Annotated in this window: 26 protein-coding genes and 1 pseudogene; 20 read left to right on the top strand and 7 right to left on the bottom strand. The window is 61.5% G+C overall.

Going from position 1 to position 22,570, the window contains the following annotated elements:
- The coding region (locus tag VIE67_RS03245) for an OB-fold nucleic acid binding domain-containing protein (protein WP_332023220.1) at positions 1-497 on the bottom strand (497 nt) is incomplete at its 3' end.
- 270 nt (positions 498-767) lie between these two features.
- Between VIE67_RS03245 and VIE67_RS03240 the strand changes: the two genes are divergently transcribed.
- From VIE67_RS03240 to rplI, 5 genes are all read left to right on the top strand, one after another.
- Positions 768-1,103: a HesB/IscA family protein gene (locus tag VIE67_RS03240; protein WP_332023218.1), complete on the top strand. Its 336-nt coding sequence runs from the start codon at positions 768-770 to the stop codon at positions 1,101-1,103.
- A gap of 13 nt (positions 1,104-1,116) precedes the next feature.
- On the top strand, positions 1,117-2,127 hold the full coding sequence (locus VIE67_RS03235) for a hypothetical protein (RefSeq protein WP_332023216.1): 1,011 nt from the start codon (positions 1,117-1,119) through the stop codon (positions 2,125-2,127).
- 153 nt (positions 2,128-2,280) lie between these two features.
- Positions 2,281-2,721 (top strand): 30S ribosomal protein S6, encoded by a 441-nt coding sequence (gene rpsF / locus VIE67_RS03230; protein WP_332023214.1) that lies wholly within the window; start codon positions 2,281-2,283, stop codon positions 2,719-2,721.
- A 26-nt stretch (positions 2,722-2,747) separates the two neighbouring features.
- On the top strand, positions 2,748-2,972 hold the full coding sequence (gene rpsR / locus VIE67_RS03225) for a 30S ribosomal protein S18 (RefSeq protein ID WP_332023212.1): 225 nt from the start codon (positions 2,748-2,750) through the stop codon (positions 2,970-2,972).
- A 239-nt stretch (positions 2,973-3,211) separates the two neighbouring features.
- The gene (gene rplI, locus VIE67_RS03220; protein ID WP_332023211.1) at positions 3,212-3,661 is read left to right on the top strand and encodes a 50S ribosomal protein L9; all 450 of its coding nucleotides are present in this window, start codon (positions 3,212-3,214) and stop codon (positions 3,659-3,661) included.
- A gap of 72 nt (positions 3,662-3,733) precedes the next feature.
- Here rplI and VIE67_RS03215 read toward each other — a convergent pair whose 3' ends face one another.
- Positions 3,734-4,108, bottom strand: coding sequence for a YajD family HNH nuclease (locus VIE67_RS03215; RefSeq protein ID WP_332023209.1), 375 nt, complete (start codon positions 4,106-4,108; stop codon positions 3,734-3,736).
- A gap of 181 nt (positions 4,109-4,289) precedes the next feature.
- On the opposite strand from VIE67_RS03215, the gene VIE67_RS03210 reads away from it, so the two are divergent.
- Both VIE67_RS03210 and VIE67_RS03205 read left to right on the top strand, forming a co-directional pair.
- Positions 4,290-5,159 (top strand): class I SAM-dependent methyltransferase, encoded by an 870-nt coding sequence (locus VIE67_RS03210; RefSeq protein ID WP_332023207.1) that lies wholly within the window; start codon positions 4,290-4,292, stop codon positions 5,157-5,159.
- A 431-nt stretch (positions 5,160-5,590) separates the two neighbouring features.
- Entirely contained in the window at positions 5,591-6,940 is a 1,350-nt protein-coding gene (locus VIE67_RS03205; RefSeq protein WP_332023205.1) for a hypothetical protein, read from the top strand.
- A gap of 140 nt (positions 6,941-7,080) precedes the next feature.
- Here VIE67_RS03205 and VIE67_RS03200 read toward each other — a convergent pair whose 3' ends face one another.
- Together VIE67_RS03200 and VIE67_RS03195 are read right to left on the bottom strand one after the other, a co-directional pair.
- Positions 7,081-7,416: a helix-turn-helix domain-containing transcriptional regulator gene (locus VIE67_RS03200; protein ID WP_332023203.1), complete on the bottom strand. Its 336-nt coding sequence runs from the start codon at positions 7,414-7,416 to the stop codon at positions 7,081-7,083.
- Positions 7,413-8,582, bottom strand: coding sequence for an alpha-hydroxy acid oxidase (locus VIE67_RS03195; protein ID WP_332023201.1), 1,170 nt, complete (start codon positions 8,580-8,582; stop codon positions 7,413-7,415). Before VIE67_RS03195 ends, VIE67_RS03200 begins: the two co-directional genes overlap by 4 nt.
- A 139-nt stretch (positions 8,583-8,721) precedes the next feature.
- Here VIE67_RS03195 and VIE67_RS03190 point away from each other — a divergent pair.
- From VIE67_RS03190 to VIE67_RS03145, 10 genes and pseudogenes are all read left to right on the top strand, one after another.
- Positions 8,722-10,146 (top strand): annotated as a pseudogene (locus VIE67_RS03190) (replicative DNA helicase); the annotation flags it as partial.
- A 235-nt stretch (positions 10,147-10,381) separates the two neighbouring features.
- Positions 10,382-10,729, top strand: a complete 348-nt coding sequence (locus tag VIE67_RS03185) for an ArsR/SmtB family transcription factor (protein ID WP_332023199.1) — start codon at positions 10,382-10,384, stop codon at positions 10,727-10,729.
- Positions 10,726-11,208 (top strand): ArsI/CadI family heavy metal resistance metalloenzyme, encoded by a 483-nt coding sequence (locus VIE67_RS03180; RefSeq protein ID WP_332023197.1) that lies wholly within the window; start codon positions 10,726-10,728, stop codon positions 11,206-11,208. Before VIE67_RS03185 ends, VIE67_RS03180 begins: the two co-directional genes overlap by 4 nt.
- 3 nt (positions 11,209-11,211) lie before the next feature.
- A complete protein-coding gene (arsN2, locus tag VIE67_RS03175) occupies positions 11,212-11,655 on the top strand; it encodes an arsenic resistance N-acetyltransferase ArsN2 (protein WP_332023195.1) in 444 nt (147 codons plus the stop codon).
- Positions 11,652-12,152, top strand: a complete 501-nt coding sequence (locus tag VIE67_RS03170) for an arsenate reductase ArsC (protein WP_332023194.1) — start codon at positions 11,652-11,654, stop codon at positions 12,150-12,152. The genes arsN2 and VIE67_RS03170 overlap by 4 nt, the downstream gene beginning before the upstream one ends.
- Positions 12,149-12,835, top strand: a complete 687-nt coding sequence (locus VIE67_RS03165) for an aquaporin (RefSeq protein WP_332023192.1) — start codon at positions 12,149-12,151, stop codon at positions 12,833-12,835. Before VIE67_RS03170 ends, VIE67_RS03165 begins: the two co-directional genes overlap by 4 nt.
- A 168-nt stretch (positions 12,836-13,003) precedes the next feature.
- A complete protein-coding gene (gene alr / locus VIE67_RS03160; protein ID WP_332023190.1) occupies positions 13,004-14,086 on the top strand; it encodes an alanine racemase in 1,083 nt (360 codons plus the stop codon).
- Positions 14,087-14,122: 36 nt separating this feature from the next.
- On the top strand, positions 14,123-14,422 hold the full coding sequence (locus VIE67_RS03155; protein WP_332023188.1) for a HigA family addiction module antitoxin: 300 nt from the start codon (positions 14,123-14,125) through the stop codon (positions 14,420-14,422).
- A gap of 35 nt (positions 14,423-14,457) precedes the next feature.
- Positions 14,458-14,874, top strand: a complete 417-nt coding sequence (locus VIE67_RS03150) for a hypothetical protein (protein ID WP_332023186.1) — start codon at positions 14,458-14,460, stop codon at positions 14,872-14,874.
- Positions 14,875-15,056: 182 nt separating this feature from the next.
- Positions 15,057-15,704 carry a Fic/DOC family protein gene (locus VIE67_RS03145; protein WP_332023184.1) on the top strand — a complete coding sequence of 216 codons (648 nt, stop codon included), beginning with the start codon at positions 15,057-15,059 and terminating at the stop codon, positions 15,702-15,704.
- Here VIE67_RS03145 and VIE67_RS03140 read toward each other — a convergent pair.
- Positions 15,667-15,837, bottom strand: a complete 171-nt coding sequence (locus tag VIE67_RS03140) for a hypothetical protein (protein WP_332023182.1) — start codon at positions 15,835-15,837, stop codon at positions 15,667-15,669. The two genes, VIE67_RS03145 and VIE67_RS03140, sit on opposite strands and share 38 nt — an antisense overlap.
- Positions 15,838-15,998: 161 nt before the next feature.
- Between VIE67_RS03140 and radA the strand changes: the two genes are divergently transcribed.
- Complete coding sequence (radA, locus tag VIE67_RS03135; protein ID WP_332023180.1) at positions 15,999-17,378, top strand: DNA repair protein RadA; 1,380 nt, start codon at positions 15,999-16,001, stop codon at positions 17,376-17,378.
- Between the two features lie 89 nt (positions 17,379-17,467).
- Here radA and VIE67_RS03130 read toward each other — a convergent pair whose 3' ends face one another.
- Together VIE67_RS03130 and VIE67_RS03125 are read right to left on the bottom strand one after the other, a co-directional pair.
- Complete coding sequence (locus VIE67_RS03130; protein ID WP_332023178.1) at positions 17,468-18,265, bottom strand: cytochrome C assembly family protein; 798 nt, start codon at positions 18,263-18,265, stop codon at positions 17,468-17,470.
- Positions 18,266-18,394: 129 nt separating this feature from the next.
- Positions 18,395-19,261, bottom strand: a complete 867-nt coding sequence (locus tag VIE67_RS03125) for a class I SAM-dependent methyltransferase (protein ID WP_332023176.1) — start codon at positions 19,259-19,261, stop codon at positions 18,395-18,397.
- A 352-nt stretch (positions 19,262-19,613) separates the two neighbouring features.
- Between VIE67_RS03125 and ffh the strand changes: the two genes are divergently transcribed.
- Complete coding sequence (gene ffh, locus VIE67_RS03120) at positions 19,614-20,999, top strand: signal recognition particle protein (protein WP_332023174.1); 1,386 nt, start codon at positions 19,614-19,616, stop codon at positions 20,997-20,999.
- Between the two features lie 83 nt (positions 21,000-21,082).
- Entirely contained in the window at positions 21,083-22,459 is a 1,377-nt protein-coding gene (locus tag VIE67_RS03115; RefSeq protein WP_332023172.1) for a hypothetical protein, read from the top strand.
- The last annotated feature ends 111 nt before the right edge of the window (positions 22,460-22,570 follow it).

The following is a 22,570-nucleotide window of genomic DNA, read 5'->3' as shown; positions in this document are numbered from 1 at the left end:
GTGATGATCGGCGTGTTGATCCAGAAAAAATCGCGTTCGCTGAAATAGCGATGCACAGCCTGCGCGATGCAGTGGCGCACACGCGAAATCGCACCGAAGGTATTGGTGCGCGGGCGCAGATGCGCGACCTCGCGCAGGTATTCCATCGTGTGCGCCTTGGGCTGGATCGGATAAGTTTCCGGATCATCGACCCAGCCGACCACTTCGACCTTGCTCGCCTGAATCTCGAAACTCTGGCCCTTGCCCTGCGACGGCACCAGTTGCCCGGTCGCGATCACGGCGCAGCCCGCCGTGAGACGCGTGATTTCGTCGACATAGTTTGGCAGCGTATTTTGCGCGACGATCTGGATCGGATCGAAGCACGAGCCATCGCTCAGGTTGACGAAGGACAGCCCGGCCTTGGAGTCGCGGCGCGTGCGCACCCAGCCGCGCACGCTGACCTCGCTGTTTGCGGCGACGGCTCCGGACAATGCCTGCTTGACGCTGACTACCGCCATACCTTGAAACTCCTGCTGATTTGCCCAAACTTGATAGCCAGAAAGGCTCTTTTTTAGCTCGTCATTCCGGCGAAAGCCGGAATCCAGCGCCTCTTGTTTTCTTTCAACACAAAAGTGCAAAGACACTGGATGACCAGCTTCGCTGTTGTGAAGCATTTCCGGCTTTCGCCGGAATGACGGCACAGAGTTACTCCGCAGATAATAACGGAACCTGACCACAACATCCTTTGCCGCACGGTTTGATGCGGTTGTACTGTAGAATCGAACACGATGAATATCCAACTCACCGCCGCCGCGCGTCAGCGCATGCAGAACTTCCTCGCCGCGAATCCGCAAGCGGCGGGCGTGCGTTTCGGCGTGCGCAAGACCGGTTGCTCCGGCTATGCGTACACGGTGGATATCGCCGAGCGCATCGCGGCCAACGATCGCGTGATCGAGCAGGACGGCCTGACCCTGGTCGTCGACGAGAAAACCCTGTCGCTGGTCGATGGCACGGAAATCGACTTCGCGCGCCAGGGCCTGAATTCGATGTTCGTGTTCCGCAATCCGAACTCGACCGGCGAATGCGGCTGCGGCGAAAGCTTTACCGTCGATCCGGCCGCCTGATCGCGCGACACCTGTGACCGACGCGCGCATCGATCCCAACGCCCGCCTTGGCGGTTTCCGGGATAAGCAGACGACCCGCAAAGCCATTCAAAAACTCGTCTTGCTCGGCGCGGCGCTGTTTCCGGGTTTGCCATTCAACACCGCGCTGGCGTTTGAACCGATGCAGCCCAGCGATCAAAACCCCTTGATCGTGAGCGCACGCGTCAAGGAAGTCATGCACCGCTTCGCCATTGCGGTGAAGAAGAAGGACATGCTCGGCTTCCATGGCAGCGTGGTGGTATCGGCAACGCTGGCGCAGACGTACCCGGCAGAGAAGATGAATGCGGTATTCAAGCCGCTGATGGATAGCGGAGTCGACCTGACCAGGCTCGACGCAATGCAGCCTGTGCTCGAAGGATCGCTGCAGCTTGATGAGGTAAATCAGTTGACCGTCAAGGGCCACTACGCGAGCGCGCCGCCAACGTCATTCGAGATGCGCTTCATCCGTGAAGGCGGACATATCGGCCTGAGTTTTATCGATGTTCGTTTCAGCGCAGTCCCCGCCACGCCGAAGGCCATTACTCGCGCCGAAGGCATGCCAGACTCCGCAACGCTCGCGGCGGTGAAAACCGGTACGGCGGAAGGTCCTGGCGTCGAGTTGCCGCCGCCGCAGATGGCCGCGGTGCGTGCCGCCGTGCGTGCGTTCGCGCTGGCGGTCAAGCACAAGAACATGGACGAATTCCTGCAGTCAGATATCGTCTCGCACCTGTGGCGCGAGCAGCAGACCGCGGCGCAACTCGATGCCGCTTATCGCAACACGCTCGCCTCCGGCGGCGATTTCACCTTGCTCAACCAGCTCGTCCCAGTCATTCCGGATGCGCCTCAAGTCGACGGGCATGGCGGCATCGACATCAGCGGCTACTATGCCGCGCCCGACAGCCGTATCGCGTTCCGCATGGGTTTCGTGGATGAAGGCGGCTATCTGCGCCTGATCAATTTTGCGATTGTTCCGGCGCGGCCGGTCCATCACGCCGCCAAGCGCTAGGCGTCTGCGCATCGAGTAGTTGCGCCAATTCCCTGATTCCCCTATAATTTGCGGCCCTTCGATCCGGCCTCGTGCCGCGAAGGCCTTGCCTCACCGCACCGCGGGAGGCTATCGCGCCGGAATCCTCCGCTGCGATATCCATAAGGAGTGAAGATGCGTCATTACGAAGTCGTGTTTCTGGTCCACCCTGACCAGAGCGAGCAGGTGCCCGCAATGATCGAGCGCTACAAGGCGCTGATCGAGGGCGACAAGGGCAAGATCCATCGCCTCGAAGACTGGGGCCGCCGCCAGCTCTCGTATCCGATCAACAACCTGGCCAAGGCGCATTACGTGCTGCTCAATATCGAGTGCGGCGCCGAAGTGCTCAAGGAACTGCAGACCGGTTTCCGCTTCAACGACGCGGTGCTGCGTCATCTGATTGTCAGCCGCGACGAAGCCGTCACCGACCAGTCCTTCATCCTCAAGAACAAGGACGAGAAGGGCGGTCGCCGCCGCGACGACGACGCGATCGGTTTCGGTGGCGAGGATTTCGACGAGCCGCGCGAACGCTCGCCACGTCCGCCGCGCACTCCGCGCCCTGCAGCCGCCGAGTAGTCACCTCATAAAACCAGGATCAGATCATGTCGAAGTTTTTCCGCCGCAAGAAATACTGCCGCTTCACCGCCGAGGGTGTGAAGGAGATCGATTACAAGGATCTCAACACGCTGCGCCAGTACCTCACCGAAACGGGCAAGATCGTGCCCAGCCGCATCACCGGGACCAAGGCGCGCTACCAGCGTCAGTTGACCAAGGCGATCCAGCAGGCGCGTTTCCTGTCTCTGCTGCCTTACAGCGACGCTCACTAAAAGCTTTCCCTTCTCCCGCTGGGAGAAGGTGCCCGAAGGGCGGATGAGGTCGAAGCCGCGACAGCGGCTGAAGGGGAGACAGGATGTCGACCGGAGGTGAACTCCAAGGATGGATTGTAATTGGATGCCGGACCCTCACCCCAAACCCCTCTCCCGGCGGGAGAGGGGCTTAAAGAATTCGGACAGCCCACTGCTGCGCCGGCGGCTTTCAAGCCGACGCTAACGAATTGGAGAACATCATGGAATTGGTACTTTTACAGAAAGTGAAAAATCTCGGCGGCCTCGGCGACAAGGTCAAGGTCAAGCCGGGTTATGGCCGCAACTATCTCGTGCCGCAGGGCAAGGCCGTGCCGGCGACCGCCGCCAACGTTGCCGAGTTCGAGCAGCGCCGCGCCGAATACGAAAACAAGGCAAACCAGATTCACGGCGCCGCAGAAACGCGCAAGACGGCAATCGAGGGCGCGTCGATCACGCTCAAGGCGAACGCGAGTCCCGAAGGGAAGCTGTTCGGCTCGGTCGGTCCGCGCGATATCGCCGAGGCATTCAGCGCCGCCGGCCATCCGCTGGAAAAGAGTGAAGTCGTCATGAGCGAAGGCCCGCTGCGTCACACCGGCGAGTTCGAAGTTCCGGTGCATCTGCATGCGGACGTGCACACCACGGTCAAGGTCATCATCACCGCCGAAGACTGAGCGTCACGCTTCTCGCAACATCGAAAAGGCGCCCATGTGGCGCCTTTTTTTGTTTTTGGGTGCTTGCCAGCATCAGCGCTCCTTCAGCAACGCCTTGAGATTCGCGAACGGGTTGCTCGTTGCGGGCACGTCGCTGTCCGTCGTCGATAGCGCACCAGCTGCGTGATCGATATAGCGCGAGTGCTCATTGTCGTGACAATACACGCACAACAACTCCCAGTTGCTGCCATCGGGCGGGTTGTAGTCGTGATCGTGATTGCGATGATGCACGGTCAGTTCCTGCACGTTGGCACGGGTGAATTCGCGCGCGCAGCGTCCGCAAATCCACGGATACATCTTCAGCGCACGCTCCCGATAACCGAGTTCCCGCTGCCGTGCGTCGCTGCGCGCATCGGCGACGATGCGGTCGAGTCTGTTGTCGTCAATGGTCGTTTTGTTGCCAGACATGTCGCGGCCCATTCCCGATATTGCCTTGGCGCAAGCGTAGCGCATGCGAGCGGCCGGCAAAAGATTGGCGATCTGAGATGTCTACGCGCTGAAAGACGAATGCCTTGCCCGGAACGGCGTAGCGGCAGAGTGAATCGCGAACAAAACGGCGTAGCATGGGCTGGTCATCGGGGAGGTGAGCATGGACGACAGCAACCGCGTCATCGTCGAAGCCTGGAACACAGTCCTCTACGAGAAGTTCTGCCGCTTCAGGCATCTGCTCGTGGATGGCTTGTCGCAGCATAGCGATGCGGCATTCGAACGCTGCCGCTTTCCACAGGGTGCTCGCGTACTCGACGTCGGCTGCGGCTTTGGCGACAGCACGCTGCGCATTGCCCAGCGCGTCGGCCCGGGCGGCGCGGCGGTCGGCACCGACTGCGCCGAGAACTTCATCCGTTCGGCCGAAGCGGATGCGAACGCAGCCAGTGTCCACAACGCGCATTTCTTCGTCGGCGATGCGCAGTGGGGCGATCTGCGCGGTCCCTACGACTATGCATTCGCGCGCTTCGGCACGATGTTTTTCGAGATGCCCGGCGCGGCGATGCGCAATATCCGCAACGCACTCAAGCCCGGTGGCGTTTTCACCCAGATCGTGTGGCGGCGGCGTGAGGAAAATCCCTGGCTGCACGAGGCCGAGCTGGCCGTGCGCAAGATCGTGCCGGTCGTGGCGCACGAGGACAGCGGTCAGGTGCATTGCGGACCGGGACCGTTCTCGATGTCAGGCCCGGATATGGTGAGCACGATGCTGCGTGGCGCGGGCTTCGAGCGCATCACCTTCGAACGCTACGACTGCGACATCTGCATCGGCCGCGATCTGGACGACGCGATCGCGTTCGCGATGGCGCTCGGTCCCGCTGGCGAAATCATCCGCCTCGCCGGTGAGGAAGGCGAAAAGCGCAAGCCGCAAGTGGTCGCTGCCCTCACCCAAGCGCTCGCGCCGTTTGTGCGGCCGAACGGCATCTGGGCGCCATCGAGCACGTGGTTTATCAGTGCGACCAATCCCATTCTATGATGGCTTGCGTGAACTGAGGACGCCGAATCTGTCTTGCCTTAATGATGATCTGAATAAGCCGTCATCCAGGCGAAAGCCGGGATCCATTTTGACCCTCGTCTCCAGGAGCACGATGGATGACCAGCTTCGCTGTTGTAAAGCGCTTCCCGCTTTTGCCGGAATGACGAGCAGCGGGTCGCTCAGAGGATCCTGCACGATTGCCGAGACCGTTGCTGTACCCGCTCTTTCGTATCGGTGGAATGCAGGTTAAGCTTCCGCGCCGCACGGATCTTGAGGATGCCACAGCGTTTAAATAAAACGATCGCAATACTAATCGACCGATATCTCATCACCCATAGGGGGTAGGTATGAAGAGCGTCAGAAATGTACTGGCTATACGTGTACGCGTGTCAAGAATGCTCCGAGTCGTACTGGCTGGCTGCCTCGCCATCGTGGCGTCCGCGAGCGCTCACGCGCAGTCGACAACGGGATATGTGTTCGTCTCTATCAACTGTCCCGGATTGACCAACCCCGGATTGCTTGGCATCAACGTGTCGAGTGCGACCGTCGGCAATGCCACCGATAGCAACGGGAACAACGTACCTTTCAAGTATTCCGGGGGCACCGCCGGCACGTGCACACCGTTGCCGACGGCACCCGCTGGATTTGATCTTTATGCGCAAGACATCAACGATAGCGAAACAATTGTGGGAATTGCCGGGTCGGCGGATGGTTCCTACAGCGACGGGTTCATTCTGCAGGGCTCGACCTACACTCTGGTGCCTCACCCGCCGCAGACATTTGTGGAGATGCGCGGCATCAATTCCGCGGGCTTGGTGGCAGGGGATGCATGGAGTACCGATACGGCAGGAAATACGATCGACACGGTCGGATTCACCTATAACCCGGCCACAGGATCGTTCAGGGATATCGTGGTACCCAACTCGATCTTCGTTATCGCAAGAGGCATCAACACGGTGGGCCAGGTCGTCGGTAGTGCTACTTTCAGTGGCAATCAGTACCAAGGCTTTCTCTGCGATACCGATACCGGCACCCCGAACTTCTGCGATGCCAATATCCCGGGCGCCCAGACCCTATTCACGGTCAACGGGCAGAACACCCGAGCGCGAGGGATCAACGACAAGGGCCTGATCGACGGTTTTGTATACGGCCACGGACGGCCTCCTGCCGGTTTCGTCGGTACCTCAAGTGGCTACACGCTCCTCAACTCGCCTGGCCTCGGCGACATATACGTGGAGGGTATCGGTAACGGTGGCGAGGTCACCGGCCAATACTACGAAGATGTCGACGACACCATCGCCCACGGCTTTATTGCGACGCTGGCCTACGCGCCCTCAGGAACGACGTCGAACGGCGCCTACACGTTCACCGTCGACGTGATTCCGAACACGCCGATCTCCATCGACCCAGCGCCCGCGCTCGGCTTCGACTATGCGACCGGTGTCGGCGATCCGCTGTTCACGACTGTGCGCTTGCCGGTTGGTATCGGCGACAGCCAATACACGCTGATCGTCAACCATAAGCAATATCCGCTGCCCGGTGGCCAGCTGTTTGACTTCACCCAGCACGGATTCCCGGGCGGCGTCAGCAGCTTCCGCGTCACCGATATCGAGGTGAGCGCGAATGTCGATCCGAGCAATCCGACAGCATTTCCGACCCATCTGGCATTCTCCGGGCCAGGGCAATTCACCGGCAGCATGACGCCGTTGTGCCTCAAACATTCGTTGCCAGCGCAAGCATCTGCGCAGGCAGTAAGGGCGCTTCTGCAATCCTGCAAGTAGGAGGATGAAATTCGAGCGCTCACCTGGATGGCAAGTGAGCGCTCGATTTGCTCGCGGCACACGGATCGAGAAACCAGCGCTTCGTGTTCCGGCTGATGATTACGACCTGGCGCTGACGGCTGGCGCGGACCGGCGGCTACTCACGCCGCACGTATCGTGCGCACGCGAAGATCGACCTTGAGAGACTTGCGCACGGCGCCAAAAATCGCCGCCAGGTTTTCCATATTCGGATTGCCGGTCGGCGAGAGCATGCGATGCAGGCTTTTGCTCGGCGTTTTCGTCTTGACTGCCAGGCCTTCAAAACCGATTGTGGCGTTGACCAGATCGCGCAGGATCGTGCGCGCAACATCCGGCTCGTCGTTGAGGAACAAGGTTGCCGCCTCGTCGAGCATCGCCTTGGCAAAGCGTGGATCGCGCTCGACGCGAGCGACTATGGTGTGTTTGAAACAGCGGCTCTCCACGATAGGAATGCTCAAGCCGGCGCAGTCCATGGCGACGCATCGGCGTTTCTCAGGATATCGCGCGTCACCCGCGTCACGTCGGTCTGCCCGGTCAGCGCGAGGCTCACATCGAGTTCCTTGCGGATGATCTCGATCGTCCTGGTCACGCCGGCTTCGCCGAGCGCGCCGAGGCCATAGAGAAACGCCTTGCCGATCAGTCCGGCGCGCGCGCCGAGCGCGAGCGACTTGAGCAGACTCTGGCCGCTGAGGATGCCGCCGTCGAACAGCACCTCGCTGCGGCCGGCCACCGCATCGACCACGCCTGGAAGCGCGGCGATGGATGCGGGCGCGCCGTCGAGCTGGCGGCCGCCGTGATTGGATACGACGATCGCATCGACGCCGGCCTTGGCTGCGATCGCGGCGTCTTCGGCATCGAGTACACCTTTGATGATGAGCTTGCCCGGCCAAGCTTTGCGCACCCAGTCGAGGTCGCTCCAGGTCAGGGTTGGATCGAATTGCGTGGCGATCCATTGCGCCAGCGTGAGCAGGCTGTCGGCGCCCTTGATCTGGCCGGCGAGGTTGCCGAACGAACGGCTCGGTGCGGTGAGCGCGCGCCACGCCCAGGCCGGCTTGCTCGCGATGTCGAGGAAATTACGTAGCGTGAGCTTGGGCGGCACGGTCATGCCGTTCTTGATCTCGCGATGGCGCTGGCCCTGGATCTGCAGATCGACGGTGAGCATCAGTGCCGAGCAGCCGGCGTCTATGGCGCGCTGGATCAGCGATCGCGTGAAGCCGCGATCGCGCATCACGTAAATCTGGAACCAGAACGGCGCGGGCACTGCGGCGTGCACCTGCTCGATCGAGCAGATCGACATCGTGGATAGACAAAACGGAATGCCAGCCGCGTCCGCGGCGCGCGCCGCGAGGATCTCGCCGCTGCCGCGCTGCAGGCCGGTCAATCCGGTCGGTGCAAGCGCAAGCGGCAGCGTAGCGGGCTGGCCGAGGATCGTGGTGGCGAGCGAGCGCTTGTCGACATCGACCAGTACGCGCTGGCGCAGGCGGATCGCTTCGAGTGCGGCGCGGTTGTCGCGCAGGGTGATCTCGTCGTAAGCGCCGCGGTCGGCGTATTCGAAGAACGCACGCGGCACGCGGCGGCGGGCGAGTTCGCGCAGGTCCATGACATTGGTGATGGGCTCGCTCATGTGCGGACACCGTTTTCTGTGGAGGCGGCGGTCATGGTATTCCAATCGCGCCTGACGATGCACGAACCCGGCCAGTGCGATTCCCACAGGATATCCACAGAGTTATCGTATCGGCAGATGAGACGGGACTGTGTAACATGCACGGGCAGCTCCCCGTTCGTCACACAGAAGAAACATGGCCGCCTCTCCGGATCGCATTTTCCCCGCGCGCGTCGATGCGTTGCGCGTACCGCCGCATTCGATCGATGCCGAGCAGGCCGTGCTCGGAGGTCTGATGCTCGATGCCCACGCGTGGGAGCGCATCGCGGACAAACTGGTCGAGGACGATTTCTATCGCAAGGACCATCGCCTGATCTATCGTGCGATCGGCGAACTGTCGAACAAGAACATGCCCTGCGATGCGGTCACGCTTGCGGACTGGTTCGAATCGAACAAGCTGTCCGAACTCGTCGGCGGATCGAGCTATGTGATCCAGCTCGCCAACGGCACGCCGAGCGCGGCGAACATCGTCGCCTATGCCGAGATCGTGCGCGAGAAATCCGTGCTGCGCCAGTTGATCGACGCGGGCACGGAAATCGCTGGGGATGGTTTCCAGCCGGAAGGACGCAGCACGCAGGAAATTCTCGAAGGCGCCGAGCAGAAGGTCTTCCGCATCGCCGAATCCGGCGCGCGCGGGCGCAAGGGCTTCACCCCGATGCGCACGGCGGTCAAGGAAGCGTTCCAAATTCTGCACCAGCGCTACGAAAGCAAGGGTTCGGTGACCGGTCTCGCCACGGGCTTCGCCGATCTGGACGAACTGACCGCCGGCCTGCAGCCGTCGGATCTGATCATCCTCGCCGCACGTCCGTCGATGGGCAAGACCGCGCTCGCGGTGAATATGGCCGAACACGCGGCGATCAAGTCGAAGAAGGCCGTCGCCATATTTTCGATGGAAATGTCGGCCTCGCAATTGGCGTTTCGTCTGATCTCTTCGCTCGGCCGCATCAATCAGCAGCATCTGCGCACGGGCGATATCCAGGAAGAGGAATGGCCGCGCGTCACCAGCGCGATCACCCTTTTGTCGGACGCAAAAATCTTTATCGACGACACGCCCTCGCTGTCGCCGGCCGAGTTGCGTGCGCGTGCGCGCCGCCTGAAACGCGAACACGATCTGGGACTGATCGTGATCGATTACCTGCAGCTGATGGCCGTGCCGGGCAACAAGGAAAACCGCGCGACCGAGATTTCCGAAATCTCGCGCGGCCTCAAAGCGCTGGCCAAGGAATTGAACGTGCCGGTGCTCGCGCTGTCGCAGCTCAACCGCTCGCTCGAACAGCGCACCGACAAGCGCCCGATGATGGCGGACCTGCGCGAATCCGGCGCGATCGAGCAGGATGCCGACGTGATCCTGTTCATCTACCGCGACGAGTACTACAACCCCGAATCGGCCGACAAGGGCCAGGCCGAAATCATCATCGGCAAGCAGCGCAACGGCCCGACCGGTTCGCTCAAGCTGACCTTCCTCGGTCAATACACCAAGTTCGAGAGTTTCGCCGCGGACAGCTACGGCGGCGGCTACGAGTAAAGATTCGGGCCTCGGGACTCGGGATTCGATAAAGCGCAGTCCTTCGTCATTCCGGCGAAAGCCGGAATCCAGCGTCTTGTTCTGGGGTAAGCAAGAGCGAGAGACCTTGGATGACCAGCTTGGCTGGTTTAAAGCACCTCCGGCTTTCGCCGGAATGACGAGACTCTCCTAATTCTCTTTCCGAGTCCCGAGTCCCGCAACTTGACTGCTTCCATATTTCCATTATTATGGAAGTATGAAAACAAAAACGATGCTCGCCGCGCTCGCAGCGCTGGCGCAGGAGACGCGTCTGGCGATCTTCCGTTATCTGGTCGAAATCGGGCCGGACGGCGCCGCGGTCGGCAGCATCGGTGCGGCGCTCAAGGTCGCGCCGGCGACGTTGTCGTTTCACCTGAAGGAACTGAGCCACGCCGACCTTGTCGTGAGCCGGCAGGATGGCCGCTTCGTCTGGTATGCGGCGAATTTCGCGACGATGAATTCCGTCATCGCCTATCTCACCGAAAACTGTTGTGCCGGCCAATCGTGCAGCCCCGACTGTGCGCCGGTCAAAACCCAATCCACGCGTAGGAGGATTCGTTCATGAAACGCTTTCACGTGCATGTCGCCGTCGCTGATCTCGATCGCAGCATCGGTTTCTACTCCACCTTGTTCAACGCCGAACCCACGGTGCGCAAGACCGACTATGCGAAATGGATGCTGAAGGATCCACGCCTGAATTTCGCGATCTCCCAGCGCGGCGACAAGGTCGGCGTGAATCATCTCGGCCTGCAGGTCGATGACGGCGAAGAGCTCGTGGCGCTACGCGATCAGCTCGAACGCGCGGATCGCGGCCTGGTCGAGCAGGTCGGTACGGCGTGCTGCTATGCCAAGTCGGACAAGTACTGGATCGCCGATCCGCAGGGCGTTGCATGGGAAACGTTTCATTCGCTGGGCACGGTGCCGGTTTACGGCGAGGATCGCCCGGATCGTGCGATCGAACGGAGCGAGGCGAGCGCTTGCTGCAAACCGGCGGCATGCGGTGGCGAGGCATCGTCGGCGAAGCCCGCTGCAAGTTGCTGCTAGAGCATGAGAATTCAGCCCGCCGTCGCTGGCGACCTTGGCGCAATTCGTGCGCTGCTCACGCGGGCCAGCTTGCCCAGTCTTGATCTCGATGCGGCGCACCTCGCACATTTCCACGTTGCGCGCGCGGCGAACTCCGATGCGTTGATCGGTATTGTCGGTTTGGAGCCGTATCCGCCGTTTGGTCTGCTGCGCTCGCTGGCCGTGGCGCCGGAGCAGCATGGCGCAAGTATCGGCACGGCGCTGGTCGACGCGATCGAAGCGGCGGCGCGCGGGCAGGGAATTGTCGAGTTGGTGTTGCTGACGACAACCGCCGAGCGTTTCTTCGCACAGCGAGGGTACACCGTGATCGCCCGGGATGCGGCACCGGCTGAGTTGCAATCGACGCACGAGTTTGTCGAACTATGTCCGGCGTCTTCGGTATGCATGCGGAAAAGTATACAACCATGAATCCGAATCCGTACCGTGTGCTGTTTGTCTGCACCGGCAATTCCGCACGCAGCATTCTGGCCGAGGCGATGTTGAATCACCTGGGTCGCGGGCGCTTTCTCGCGTACAGCGCCGGCAGCCAGCCGACCGGTCGGGTGAATCCGCAGGCGTTGCGTCAGCTCGAACGTGCGGGTATTGCGGTGGACGGTTATCGCAGCAAATCCTGGGACGAGTTCTCCGGCGACGCCGCACCCCAGCTGGATTTGGTCATCACCGTCTGCGACAGCGCGGCGCAGGAGACATGTCCGATATTCTTGGGCGATTTCGTGCGTACGCATTGGGGTCTGCCCGATCCGGCCGCGGTGAAAGGCACGCAAGGCGAGATCGAACAGGCGTTCGCCGACGCGCACCGCGTGATCCGGTATCGCATCGAACAGTTGCTCGCGCTGCCGGTCGAACAACTCGACAGTGCGACCTTGCGCAACCGCCTCGATGCGATCAGCGAGTCGTCGCCGTGAGTCGCAGCCGTCGATTGCTGGCCGAAGGTCTTGGTACGGCCGCGCTGCTGGCGATTGTCGTTGGCTCGGGCATCATGGGCGAGCGTCTGGCGCAAGGAAACGCGGCGATCGCCCTGCTCGCAAACGCAGCCGCCACCGGCGCCGGCCTCTATGTGCTGATCGCGTTGCTTGCGCCGATCAGCGGCGCGCATTTCAATCCGCTGGTGACTTGCCTTGTTGCCGCGTGCCGCGAAATCTCCGTCACCGATATGCTGGGTTATGTCGTAGTGCAAATCGCCGGCGCGATCATCGGCGTACTGTTCGCACACGCGATGTTCGATCTGCCGCTGCTGCAATTCAGTACGCATGCACGCACGGGCAGCGGCCAGTGGCTCAGCGAAATCGTCGCCACGGCGGGACTGCTGGCGACCATCCTGATCGGATCGCAAACACGGCCGCGGTCGCTGCCGGCGCTGATCGGCGCCTATATTTTCGCCGCATACTGGTTTACCGCATCGACGTCGTTCGCCAATCCCGCAGTGACCCTGGCGCGCGCGCTCACCGATACCTTTGCCGGAATTCGACCGCAGGATGTGCCGGGGTTTGTTCTCGCGCAGTGCGCCGCGACGATTCTGGTTGTGGCGGCGGCTCGATCTCTGCGTGCGCATGGCCCGACCGCGCCGGCAGCGGGCAGAAACGTTTAAGATGCGTGGCGGTATGCGTCCCGAAAAAGCCATTCCTTGCCATCGCCGCGCAAGCACGCATCCAGCGTTGGCGCTTTCATCGATGAGATAACGAAGGCCTGGTTGACCGGCCATGCGTGAAGCGCCGACGGTTTTTATCTTGCATCCTCTTCCAGCGCAGTATCTTCAATGAGCCGTACCGCCCTCGCCACGATCCATCTCGACGCCTTGCGCAACAACTTGGCGCGCGTGCGCGAGTTGGCGCGCGGGGCGAACGTGATGGCCGTGGTCAAGGCCGACGGTTACGGCCATGGGCTTGAACGCGTCGCGCGCAGCCTGAGCGATGCCGACGCGCTCGGTGTCGCCGCGATCGCGGATGGCCAGCGTCTGCGTGCGGCGAGGCACCGGCAGCGCATCGTCGTGCTATCCGGGCCGGATGAGCCAGCCGACCTCGCCGAGCTGCGCCGCCTGCAACTCGATGCGGTGATCCATCATGAGGCGCAACTCGCCTGGCTCGATGCCGATCGCGATCCGCGTCCGCTGCACGTCTGGCTGAAGATCGACACCGGTATGCACCGTTTGGGTTTTGCGCCGGAGCGCGCGATCGAGATCCACGCACGATTGCGCGCGCTGCCGAATGTCGACGACGAGATCGCGCTGATGACGCATTTCGCCGCCTCGGACGAATTCGCCAACGAATTGACGGCCGGGCAAATCGCGCGTTTCGAAGCCGCCACAAAAGATCTGCCCGGTCCACGCTCGCTGGCCAACTCCGCCGGCGTGCTCGGCTGGCCTGCGGCTTACGGCGACTGGGTGCGCGTCGGCGGCCTGCTCTACGGCCTGTCCGTGATCGACGGCAAGAGCGGCAGCGATCTGGGCTTCGCGCCAGCGATGACCTTGTCGACCAAGTTGATTTCGATAAACCGTATACAGAAGGGCGAGCGCATCGGCTACGCGGCGACCTGGGAGTGTCCCGAAGACATGCGCGTCGGCGTCGCCGCGATCGGCTATGGCGATGGTTATCCGCGCAGTGCGGGACCTGGAACGCCGGTACTGATCCGCGGCCAGCGCGCGCCGATTGTCGGCCGCGTTTCGATGGACCTGATCACGCTCGATCTGCGCAGCGTGCCCGACGCGCAGGTCGGCGATCGCGTCGTGCTCTGGGGCCGCGGCCTGCCGGTCGAACAGATCGCGGGGCACGCGGGCACGATTTCCTATGACCTCACCTGCGGCGTGACGCGGCGGGTATTGTTTGTCGAGGACGAAAATTAAGTTCTCAGTCGTCGACTATCATTGAAGGGTGACATCATGTTCAAGAACGGTATGCGTCCGGTACACCCGGGTGAAATTTTGCGGGAAGACTATCTGGTCGAGTTGGGCATGAGTGCCAACGCGCTCGCGAAGGCGCTCAAAGTGCCCGCGCCGCGCATCAACGATATCGTGCGTGAGCGCCGCGGCATTTCCGCCGACACCGCACTGCGACTGGCGCGGTACTTCGATACAACACCGCAGTTCTGGCTGAATCTGCAAACAGCCTACGATCTGCGCGTCGCCGAATCCGCAACCGGGCGCAAGATCGCGCGCGAAGTGCTACCGAAGGCGGCATGACGCGCGCCTCGCACAGGAAAAGCTGAAAACTGCCGATGTCGAAATACGATCATCATGACAAGGAAACATTGATACGTCTGCTCGAACGACGCGATGCCCAGCGTCAGCTCGGCCTGGTGTGGGAACGCGAGGACGACGAGGTCAGAGACCGCGCGATCAACGACGACTTCGTCGCGCTGGCTCTCGATGAGGGTGATGGTTTTTTCCCGGACTTTGTCGTGTCGTTGACGGAGCGGAAGCAGGCCGACGGTGTCGCCTTGCTTGAAGTGAAGGGCAATCAATGGTGGGGTGTATCGCACGAAGTGGAGAAGGCGACTGTGAAACATGTCGACTACGGTGATGTGTTCATGGTCGGGCGCGAGCGCGGCCATCGCGACTTCATCCATCTGCGCAAGCTCGGCGACAAACTCGAGTCGGCCGGTGCCTTCGATATCGCGCGGATGCGCTGGTGATTGTTGCGCGGACATCCGACCATTGTGGGGATTCGCTCAAGATGGTCGAAAGCGGGAGCCGACGTTGAACGCGCAAGCCACTCGTTGCAACCATTTCGGTGAGGTCACCGAAATGCTTTATAAGACCATTCCGAGGATATGCTCGAAATGGTCGCGCGTCGTGATGTTGCGGGCGTAGCGCGATGACCATGCGCTATGCCGCTAGCGGTGTCGAATCCGAGTTTGAACCGGGTTCGCGCGGGCGCGTGCTGCGCAACCGGTTCGGCATACGCCGCGTCGGCGAGATGCAGCAAGCCGAATCTGTTGCACTGGACGCCGCGCAGGAATGGGCGCTCAGGCATTTTGACGCGGCGCATCGCTTCACCGCGGCGGATGTGTGCGAGTTGCATAGGCAATGGCTGGGCGGCATCTATACATGGGCCGGTGATTATCGCAGTGTGAATATCACCAAGAGCGGTTTCATGTTTGCAGCGGCAGCGCAGGTGCCGCGCCTGATGGCGGATTTCTCGCGCAAGGAACTGGCGCAGGAAACGCCGTGCGATGGAATGGATACGACGCGCCTCGCGCGCGTGCTGGCCCGTACGCACGCGGAGTTGATACTGATTCATCCATTCCGTGAAGGCAATGGACGCTGCGCGCGCCTGCTGGCGTGGCTGATGGCGTTGCAGGCTGGTGTGCCGCCGCTGGCTTTTTCGAATTTTTCCGGATACGGCAAGCGTGCTTATATCGCTGGGATTCACGCGGCCATGACTGGCGATTATGCGCGACTCGGATCAGTTTTTGAATTAGCGATCAGGCGGACTTCTTCTTTTTATTCTGGACAGGTTTGATGGATTTCTTCAGGTCCGCATACGGTTTGCGGATACCCTCTACCGCAGAAGAAGTGGCCGCCGAGATACGCAGCGCTTTCGCACGAATTTTCGGGTCGCGCAGCCACGGATTTTGTTTGAGCAGGGAAGCCATCGGGAGCGCCGCTTTGGAAGTGGGGTACGGGTTGTATTGTACCTCGCGGTGGACTCCATCGCCTCCGCCCAATCGCCATCCACATTCCTCAAGGCCGCGTGCGACATCTTGCGCCACTCCAGCTGTATCACCGGCAACGCATTTATGAAGGAACCACGCTGATGGCCAAAGCGAAAACAGCCTACGTCTGCAACCAGTGCGGTGCGGAACACAACAAGTGGCAGGGGCAGTGCGAATCCTGCGGCGCGTGGAATACGCTCAGTGAATTCGTGATCGAGCCGGCCAAGGCCGGCGCGGGTACGGTCAAGCGCGCTGGTTATGCCGGTGCGGCGCAGCCGCCGAAGATCGTGGCCCTGACCGACATCGCGCTGGAGGCGGAGACGCGCACGACGATCGGTATCGGCGAGCTCGACCGCGTGCTCGGTGGCGGTCTGGTCGATGGTTCGGTCGTGCTGGTCGGCGGCGATCCGGGCATCGGCAAATCCACCTTGCTGCTGCAAACCCTGGGTGCGCTCGGCAAGCGCCTGCGCACGCTCTATGTCAGCGGCGAGGAATCGCTGGCGCAGATCGCCGCGCGCGCACAGCGCCTCGGTCTGCCGCTCGACGCGCTGCGCTGCCTCGCCGAAACCTGCGTCGAGCGCATTGTGGAAAATACACAAAAGGATACTCCGCGCGTTCTCGTGATCGACTCGATCCAGACGATCTGGACTGAAACCCTGACCGCAGCGCCGGGGTCCGTGAGTCAGGTGCGCGAATCGGCGGCGCGCCTCGTTCGTTACGCCAAGGAAACAGGTACGAGCATCTTTCTGGTCGGCCATGTGACGAAGGAAGGCGGCATCGCCGGGCCGCGCGTGCTCGAGCATATGGTCGATGCGGTGCTGTACTTCGAGGGTGAGGTGGGTAGCCGTTTCCGCATCCTGCGCGCATTCAAGAACCGCTTCGGTGCGGTCAACGAGCTTGGCGTATTCGCCATGTCCGACAAGGGCCTGCGCGAAGTGCCGAACCCGTCGGCGATCTTCCTTTCCCCGCACAGTGCGCCGACGCCGGGTAGTGCGGTGATGGTCACGCGCGAGGGCACGCGGCCGCTGCTGGTCGAGGTGCAGGCGCTGGTCGATCAATCCTCGCTCGGCAATCCGCGCCGCGTCGCATTGGGCCTCGAACAGAATCGCCTCGCGATGCTGCTCGCCGTATTGCATCGCCATGGCGGCGCGGCGGTGTACGACCAGGATGTGTTCGTCAACATCGTCGGCGGTATCCGCGTGCAGGAAACCGCGGCCGATCTGCCGGTGTTGCTCGCCGTGCTGTCGAGTTTCCGCGACCGGCCCTTGCCGGACAAGCTCGTCGCGTTCGGCGAAGTCGGCCTGTCCGGTGAAATCCGCCCGGTGCCGAACGGCGAGGAGCGCCTGCGTGAGGCAGCGACGCACGGGTTTCTCAAGGCGATCGTGCCGAAAGCGAATGCGCCGAAACGCGCGAAGATCGGCGACCTGGAAATTATCGGCGTCGAGCGCCTGTCCGAAGCTTTGGATGCGGCCGCGTCCTAACGAGTGACCTTGCGTTGCTTCGGTCGCGGGTGCCGCGTTTTCGGCGGATGAATGCGCTCCACGGCGTGGCACGATTCAATCGCCAGCACTCAGCTGACGCGTTTCAGGATCAGTTCCAGTACCAGCTTGCTGCCGAAGAACGCGAGCAGCAGCACGGCCATGCCGGCGAGCGTCAGTTGTACGGCCCGGCGCCCGCGCCAGCCGTAGCGCCAGCGACCGAACAGCAGCGCGCCGAACACGAACCAGGCAATGATCGACAGTACGGTTTTTTGCGCAAGATTCTGGTCGAACAGATTGGTGACGAACAGGATGCCGCTGATCAGGGTCAGCGTGAGCAGAGCGAAGCCCGCGCCGATCAACTGAAACATCAGCGCCTCGGTCAATGTCAGCGGTGGCAGCGCGCGCACGAGGCCGTCGAAGTGGCGCTGGCGCAGCGCGCGTTCCTGCAAGGCGAGCAGAATCGCCAGCAGCGCGGCGATGCTGAGCACGCTGAAGCCGAGCAGGGCGAAGATCACGTGCAGCTTGATCTGCCACTCCATCGCCAGCGGCTGGGTCGATGGGGCAAGGAAGACATCGACACCCAGCAGCAGCGCAGCGAGCGGAAACACGATCACGCCGAGAGTCGCTACCGGCCGGCTCAGGTTCACCAGCAGACATAACGCGGCGATGCAGGCACCGACCAGGGACAGCGCCGCGAAGAAATGCAGATCGACGCCGCCGCGATGCGCGCCGATCAGCACCGCGAAATGCGCGAGAACCGCGACCGCGGCAAGGCCGAGACTCAGCGTGCGCGGCTGCGCCTGGCGATGCAGCAGAGGCAGCGCCAGCGTTGCGGCGGCGGCAAGGTAGAGCGCGATCGAGATGACGGCGAAGACGGTGATGGGCATGCGCCAAGTGTCGCATAGAATACAAAATGACAGGCATTGAGTCTGCGAGGATGCGGTCCGCGCACCGTCTTGGTTTCCTCATTGCAGGCTCGGAACCTGCGATTCCTGCGCCAGCTTTTGCCTCAAGGGCTAGGGCATTTCAAGTGTTTGCTCAGGAACGCGCAAGAGTCGGTCGGATGCTGCTTGTGGGGCGCTTCGGGACGCCTCGTGGTCGGCGACGATGCTCTTCGGCAGATACGATGGGTGGACGTCGATGGGAGCCGCGAGACCCTTCTTTGGAATAGCGCGAATGAGAAATTGCTTGGCGCAAAATTCCGCCAGAGTTTCACCGGTTGTCTTGATGGAGATGCTGCGATAGTGGACGATGCAGGGACCAGTTCGGCCCTGATTGGCCACGTAATAATCTTGCAGGCGTTCGTCCATCACCAACTGCCCCATCGCTATGGAATAGCCGGTGGAGTCCATCAGCTCGCGGATTTCATTTCCGGTAAAAAAACGGATATGCGTGATGTCCAGCAGTCCGTGTTGATCGTAGGTGAAACGACCCTCGGCGATTTCGTTGAGCAGCCAGAGATTGCGGACGTGCGGAAGGCTGATCACCAACTCTGCGTCTGCAGTGAGCCACGGCGAGAGCGCGGTCAAGACGCTCCAGGGATCGTACATGTGTTCGAGCACATCGCCGAGCACGACGCCATCCACTGAACGGGGTTCAAGCCCCATCAAGTCAAGCTGCTGTTCCTCGAATTTTCCGCAAACCACTCGATCCAGGTTCTGCAGTGCCTCCTTGGCTGCGGCCTTGTTGAGATCAAAGCCCCAGTATTCGACGCCGGCGAATTTTTGCTTGGCATACTTGCCCGTGTAACCCGCGGCGCAGCCAATCTCCACGATGCGCTTCCTCGGCGAAGAGAACAGGTCGATGAGTTCTCGGCGCGCCAGACGGTGATAGTCCTTGACCTCCGCGTCCTCGACACCAAGAAATTCTTGCCAAACCTTCATGCAGATGCCCCCATTTCCGTCGCCACGATAACGCCAGAGTCTCGACAATACCTGATATACACCCCAAGATCGGATTTGATGCCTGGGTTGCGTTGCCGCGGGAAAGGCCCGGTTCGCATTTCCGTCGGGCGCGTACCATCCGATCCTCGCGCCAAGACTGCTCTCGTAACGCGCTATCTCGACGGCCTGCACGCAGGGCATTGCGCGAGCGCACCAGCGCTCGGCCGGGTCGCGTTGCGCATGAAATGACCATCGCCTGGACCTGGCGGCATGTCGGGCAGGTCGCGAACGGGGCAGCCGGGTCGATCAACCGCTATAATTCGCAGCTGATTTCCATTTCGGCAAGATCTTTATGTTCGAGTCCCTGAGCCAACGCCTGTCGACCACGATCGAGCGCCTGCGCGGTCGCGCGCGCCTGACCGAGGCGAATATCCGCGAGTCCTTGCGCGAAGTGCGCATCGCCCTGCTCGAAGCGGACGTTGCGCTGCCCGCGGTGCAGGCGCTGATCCAGCGCATCCAGGTGCGCGCGGTCGGTGTCGAGGTGCTGAAAAGCCTGACGCCGGGACAAACCTTGGTCAAGGTCGTGCGCGACGAGTTGACGGCGGTGATGGGCTCGGTCAACACCGATCTGAATCTTGCCGCCGCGCCGCCGGCGATCGTGCTGATGGCCGGCCTGCAGGGCGCGGGCAAAACGACCACTGTGGCCAAGCTGGCGAAATTCCTCAAGGACCGCAAGAAGAAAAAAGTCATGGTCGTCAGCTGCGACGTCTACCGTCCGGCCGCGATCGAACAGTTGCGCACGCTGGCCGAGCAGGTCGATGTGCTGTTCCATCCGAGCACCGGCGAACAGGATCCGGTCGCGATCGCCAAAGCTGCACTCGATGCGGCGAAAAAGAATTTCGCCGACGTGCTGATCGTCGACACTGCGGGCCGTCTCGCCATCGACAAGGAAATGATGGACGAGATCAAGGCGCTGCATGCGGTGTTGAATCCGATCGAGACTTTGTTCGTCGTCGATGCGATGACCGGTCAGGACGCGGCGAACACTGCGAAGGCCTTCGCCGAAGCGTTACCGCTGACCGGCGTCGTGCTGACCAAGACCGACGGCGACGCGCGCGGCGGCGCGGCCTTGAGCGTGCGCTATATCACCGGGCGGCCGATCAAGTTTATCGGCGTCAGCGAAAAACCCGATGGCCTCGACGCGTTCTATCCCGACCGCATTGCGCAGCGCATTCTCGGCATGGGCGACGTGCTCTCGCTGGTCGAACAGGTCGAGCAGAACGTCGACAAGGAAAAAGCGCAGAAGCTTGCCGAAAAGGTGATGAAGGGCAAGCGTTTCGACATGAACGACATGCGCGATCAGTTGCAGCAGATGCTCAGCATGGGCGGTCTTGCCTCTCTGATGGACAAGCTGCCCGGTGTGGGCAATCTGCCCGACGCGGTGAAGTCGAAGGTCAACGACAAGGAAGTGCAGCGCATGGTCGCGATCATCAATTCGATGACCAAAAAAGAACGCCGCCACCCCGATCTGCTCAACGGCTCGCGTCGCGCGCGTGTCGCGCGCGGCTCCGGCATGCAGCCCGCCGACGTCAACCGTCTGCTCAAGCAATACATGCAGATGGAGAAGATGATGTCGAAGATGGCCGGCGGCGGAATGAAAGGTCTGATGCGCCAGATGTCCGGTGCGATGGGACGCATGGGCGGCGGTGGCATGCCGCCGGGCGGAATGATGCGCTAGTTAGGCACTCTGCCCAACCGACAGTCTGTTGTCTAGCAAGTAGGCTGGGGTGAGCATATCGCGAACCCCAGCGTGTGCATTCCGTGGACATCAAGCGCTGGGCTTCCTTCGTCAGCCCAGCCTACTTTCGAGGTCATGAAATGAGGGACGCTCTTCGCTGGATCGGCCGGGCCCTTCTAGTTCTGATTGTTGTTGTCGCCGTGGTTTTCGCTGCGTATCGAATTCGCGGACCCAGTTTCGAGCAGCGTGCAGCATTGGACCTGCTCCAGCAGGATCGCCGGCCGGACCATGGACGCAACGCCTTTCCGTTGTTGTGGTTTATGGGCTACGACGTTGCCGACGAGGATCTTGATGCGCACATGGCCGTCGATGTCGCGGAGGTCCGCAAACGACTGGCAGCTGGAGACGAGGCAATTCAGTTTGTGCCCTCTGCGAGCAAGTTGCCGCAGCCGTCGAATGACGATGCGGGCCCATGCCAAACTCTCGAAAACGACTGCCTTCACCACGTCACCGAGAAAGCAGAACTCACCCGTTCGACGCTCAAGACCTACGCGCGATTGTTGGCGCGTGCGCAGTCGCTGGAACATGCCGACTTCCTGTGGATCGAATTTCCCGCAGACTATCGCACGCCAATGGGGATGTATTCCGTGCTCCCGCAGAATCTGTGGTTGAGTTCGTTGGCGCTGCAGTTTGTCGACGGGGATCACGTTGGTGCGCTTGATGGAGTGTGTCGCAACGCCAGGACGTGGCGCCGGCTGCGCGCAGCAACTAATTCCCTGATCGGCGACATGGTGTTGATCCGCTACGCCGACGGCGCGATACGCTTGTTTGGCGAAATGCTGGCCGCTTCGTCGTCGGATGAAGCGATCCCACCCAGCTGCATGGATGCATTTCGGCCGATCGAAGCGGCCGATGTCGATCGTTGTGCCGAGCTGTCCACTGAGCGTGCTGTCAGCGAAAATGTGATGCGAGAGATTTCATCAACAAGGCAACCCTATTGGAAGCGGGTGTTCTCACAGTTGATCTTCGACCCCAGGCAAACGGTTGCCTGGGGGGCCGAGCAGTTCACTCCCTACTGTGGCGAAGCAGCGTCTCGACGTCTGCTTGCGGACAAAACCATCGATCTCAATGCTGTGCCCCATCCCCTTAGGCGGCTTGAATGCATTACCAGTGTTACCGGCTGCATCCTCACCGAGATTGCGACGCCGGCCTACGTCGGCTATGACAAACGCATATTGGACTACGCAGCGCATCTGCGGCTGGCGGCGACCTTGATCTGGCTGCGCGAATCGCCGATCGCGTCTGCCGCGTCATTGAAGGAACGATTCGAGCAGAGGCCAGCGAACCTGCGCAGCGCAGGACACGTCTCCGGCATCGATTCCGAGCATCATGTGCTGTTTGTCGACAGTCTGAATCAAGTTCGTGCGCAACGCTTCGAGCTCAAGCTCTCGGCCGAGTAGCCTAGTAGGTTGGGGTGAGCGTTGAGCGAACCCCAACGTTTGCGCTCCATTGAGATCAAGCGTTGGGTTTCGTTCGTCAACCCAACCTACTCAAAGCCATTGAGTGGGGTG

This window comes from Rudaea sp. (assembly GCF_036560865.1).
Taxonomy (GTDB): Bacteria; Pseudomonadota; Gammaproteobacteria; order Xanthomonadales; family Rhodanobacteraceae; genus Rudaea.
The sequence above is the reverse complement of the archived record's forward strand: the minus strand, read 5'-3'. Positions and strand labels throughout refer to the sequence as shown.

Excerpts from the sequence above, each read along its gene's own strand:
- VIE67_RS03180 (WP_332023197.1), top strand. The coding sequence starts at position 10,726 with ATGAAACGCTTTCACGTGCATGTCGCCGTCGCTGATCTCGATCGCAGC.
- VIE67_RS03210 (WP_332023207.1), top strand. The coding sequence starts at position 4,290 with ATGGACGACAGCAACCGCGTCATCGTCGAAGCCTGGAACACAGTCCTC.
- rplI (WP_332023211.1), top strand. The coding sequence starts at position 3,212 with ATGGAATTGGTACTTTTACAGAAAGTGAAAAATCTCGGCGGCCTCGGC.
- VIE67_RS03145 (WP_332023184.1), top strand. The coding sequence starts at position 15,057 with ATGACCATGCGCTATGCCGCTAGCGGTGTCGAATCCGAGTTTGAACCG.
- alr (WP_332023190.1), top strand. The coding sequence starts at position 13,004 with ATGAGCCGTACCGCCCTCGCCACGATCCATCTCGACGCCTTGCGCAAC.
- VIE67_RS03185 (WP_332023199.1), top strand. The coding sequence starts at position 10,382 with ATGAAAACAAAAACGATGCTCGCCGCGCTCGCAGCGCTGGCGCAGGAG.
- VIE67_RS03150 (WP_332023186.1), top strand. The coding sequence starts at position 14,458 with ATGTCGAAATACGATCATCATGACAAGGAAACATTGATACGTCTGCTC.
- rpsF (WP_332023214.1), top strand. The coding sequence starts at position 2,281 with ATGCGTCATTACGAAGTCGTGTTTCTGGTCCACCCTGACCAGAGCGAG.
- VIE67_RS03130 (WP_332023178.1), bottom strand. The coding sequence starts at position 18,265 with ATGCCCATCACCGTCTTCGCCGTCATCTCGATCGCGCTCTACCTTGCC.
- arsN2 (WP_332023195.1), top strand. The coding sequence starts at position 11,212 with ATGAGAATTCAGCCCGCCGTCGCTGGCGACCTTGGCGCAATTCGTGCG.
- VIE67_RS03155 (WP_332023188.1), top strand. The coding sequence starts at position 14,123 with ATGTTCAAGAACGGTATGCGTCCGGTACACCCGGGTGAAATTTTGCGG.
- VIE67_RS03195 (WP_332023201.1), bottom strand. The coding sequence starts at position 8,582 with ATGAGCGAGCCCATCACCAATGTCATGGACCTGCGCGAACTCGCCCGC.
- VIE67_RS03215 (WP_332023209.1), bottom strand. The coding sequence starts at position 4,108 with ATGTCTGGCAACAAAACGACCATTGACGACAACAGACTCGACCGCATC.
- VIE67_RS03170 (WP_332023194.1), top strand. The coding sequence starts at position 11,652 with ATGAATCCGAATCCGTACCGTGTGCTGTTTGTCTGCACCGGCAATTCC.
- VIE67_RS03125 (WP_332023176.1), bottom strand. The coding sequence starts at position 19,261 with ATGAAGGTTTGGCAAGAATTTCTTGGTGTCGAGGACGCGGAGGTCAAG.
- VIE67_RS03240 (WP_332023218.1), top strand. The coding sequence starts at position 768 with ATGAATATCCAACTCACCGCCGCCGCGCGTCAGCGCATGCAGAACTTC.
- ffh (WP_332023174.1), top strand. The coding sequence starts at position 19,614 with ATGTTCGAGTCCCTGAGCCAACGCCTGTCGACCACGATCGAGCGCCTG.
- rpsR (WP_332023212.1), top strand. The coding sequence starts at position 2,748 with ATGTCGAAGTTTTTCCGCCGCAAGAAATACTGCCGCTTCACCGCCGAG.
- VIE67_RS03140 (WP_332023182.1), bottom strand. The coding sequence starts at position 15,837 with ATGGCTTCCCTGCTCAAACAAAATCCGTGGCTGCGCGACCCGAAAATT.
- radA (WP_332023180.1), top strand. The coding sequence starts at position 15,999 with ATGGCCAAAGCGAAAACAGCCTACGTCTGCAACCAGTGCGGTGCGGAA.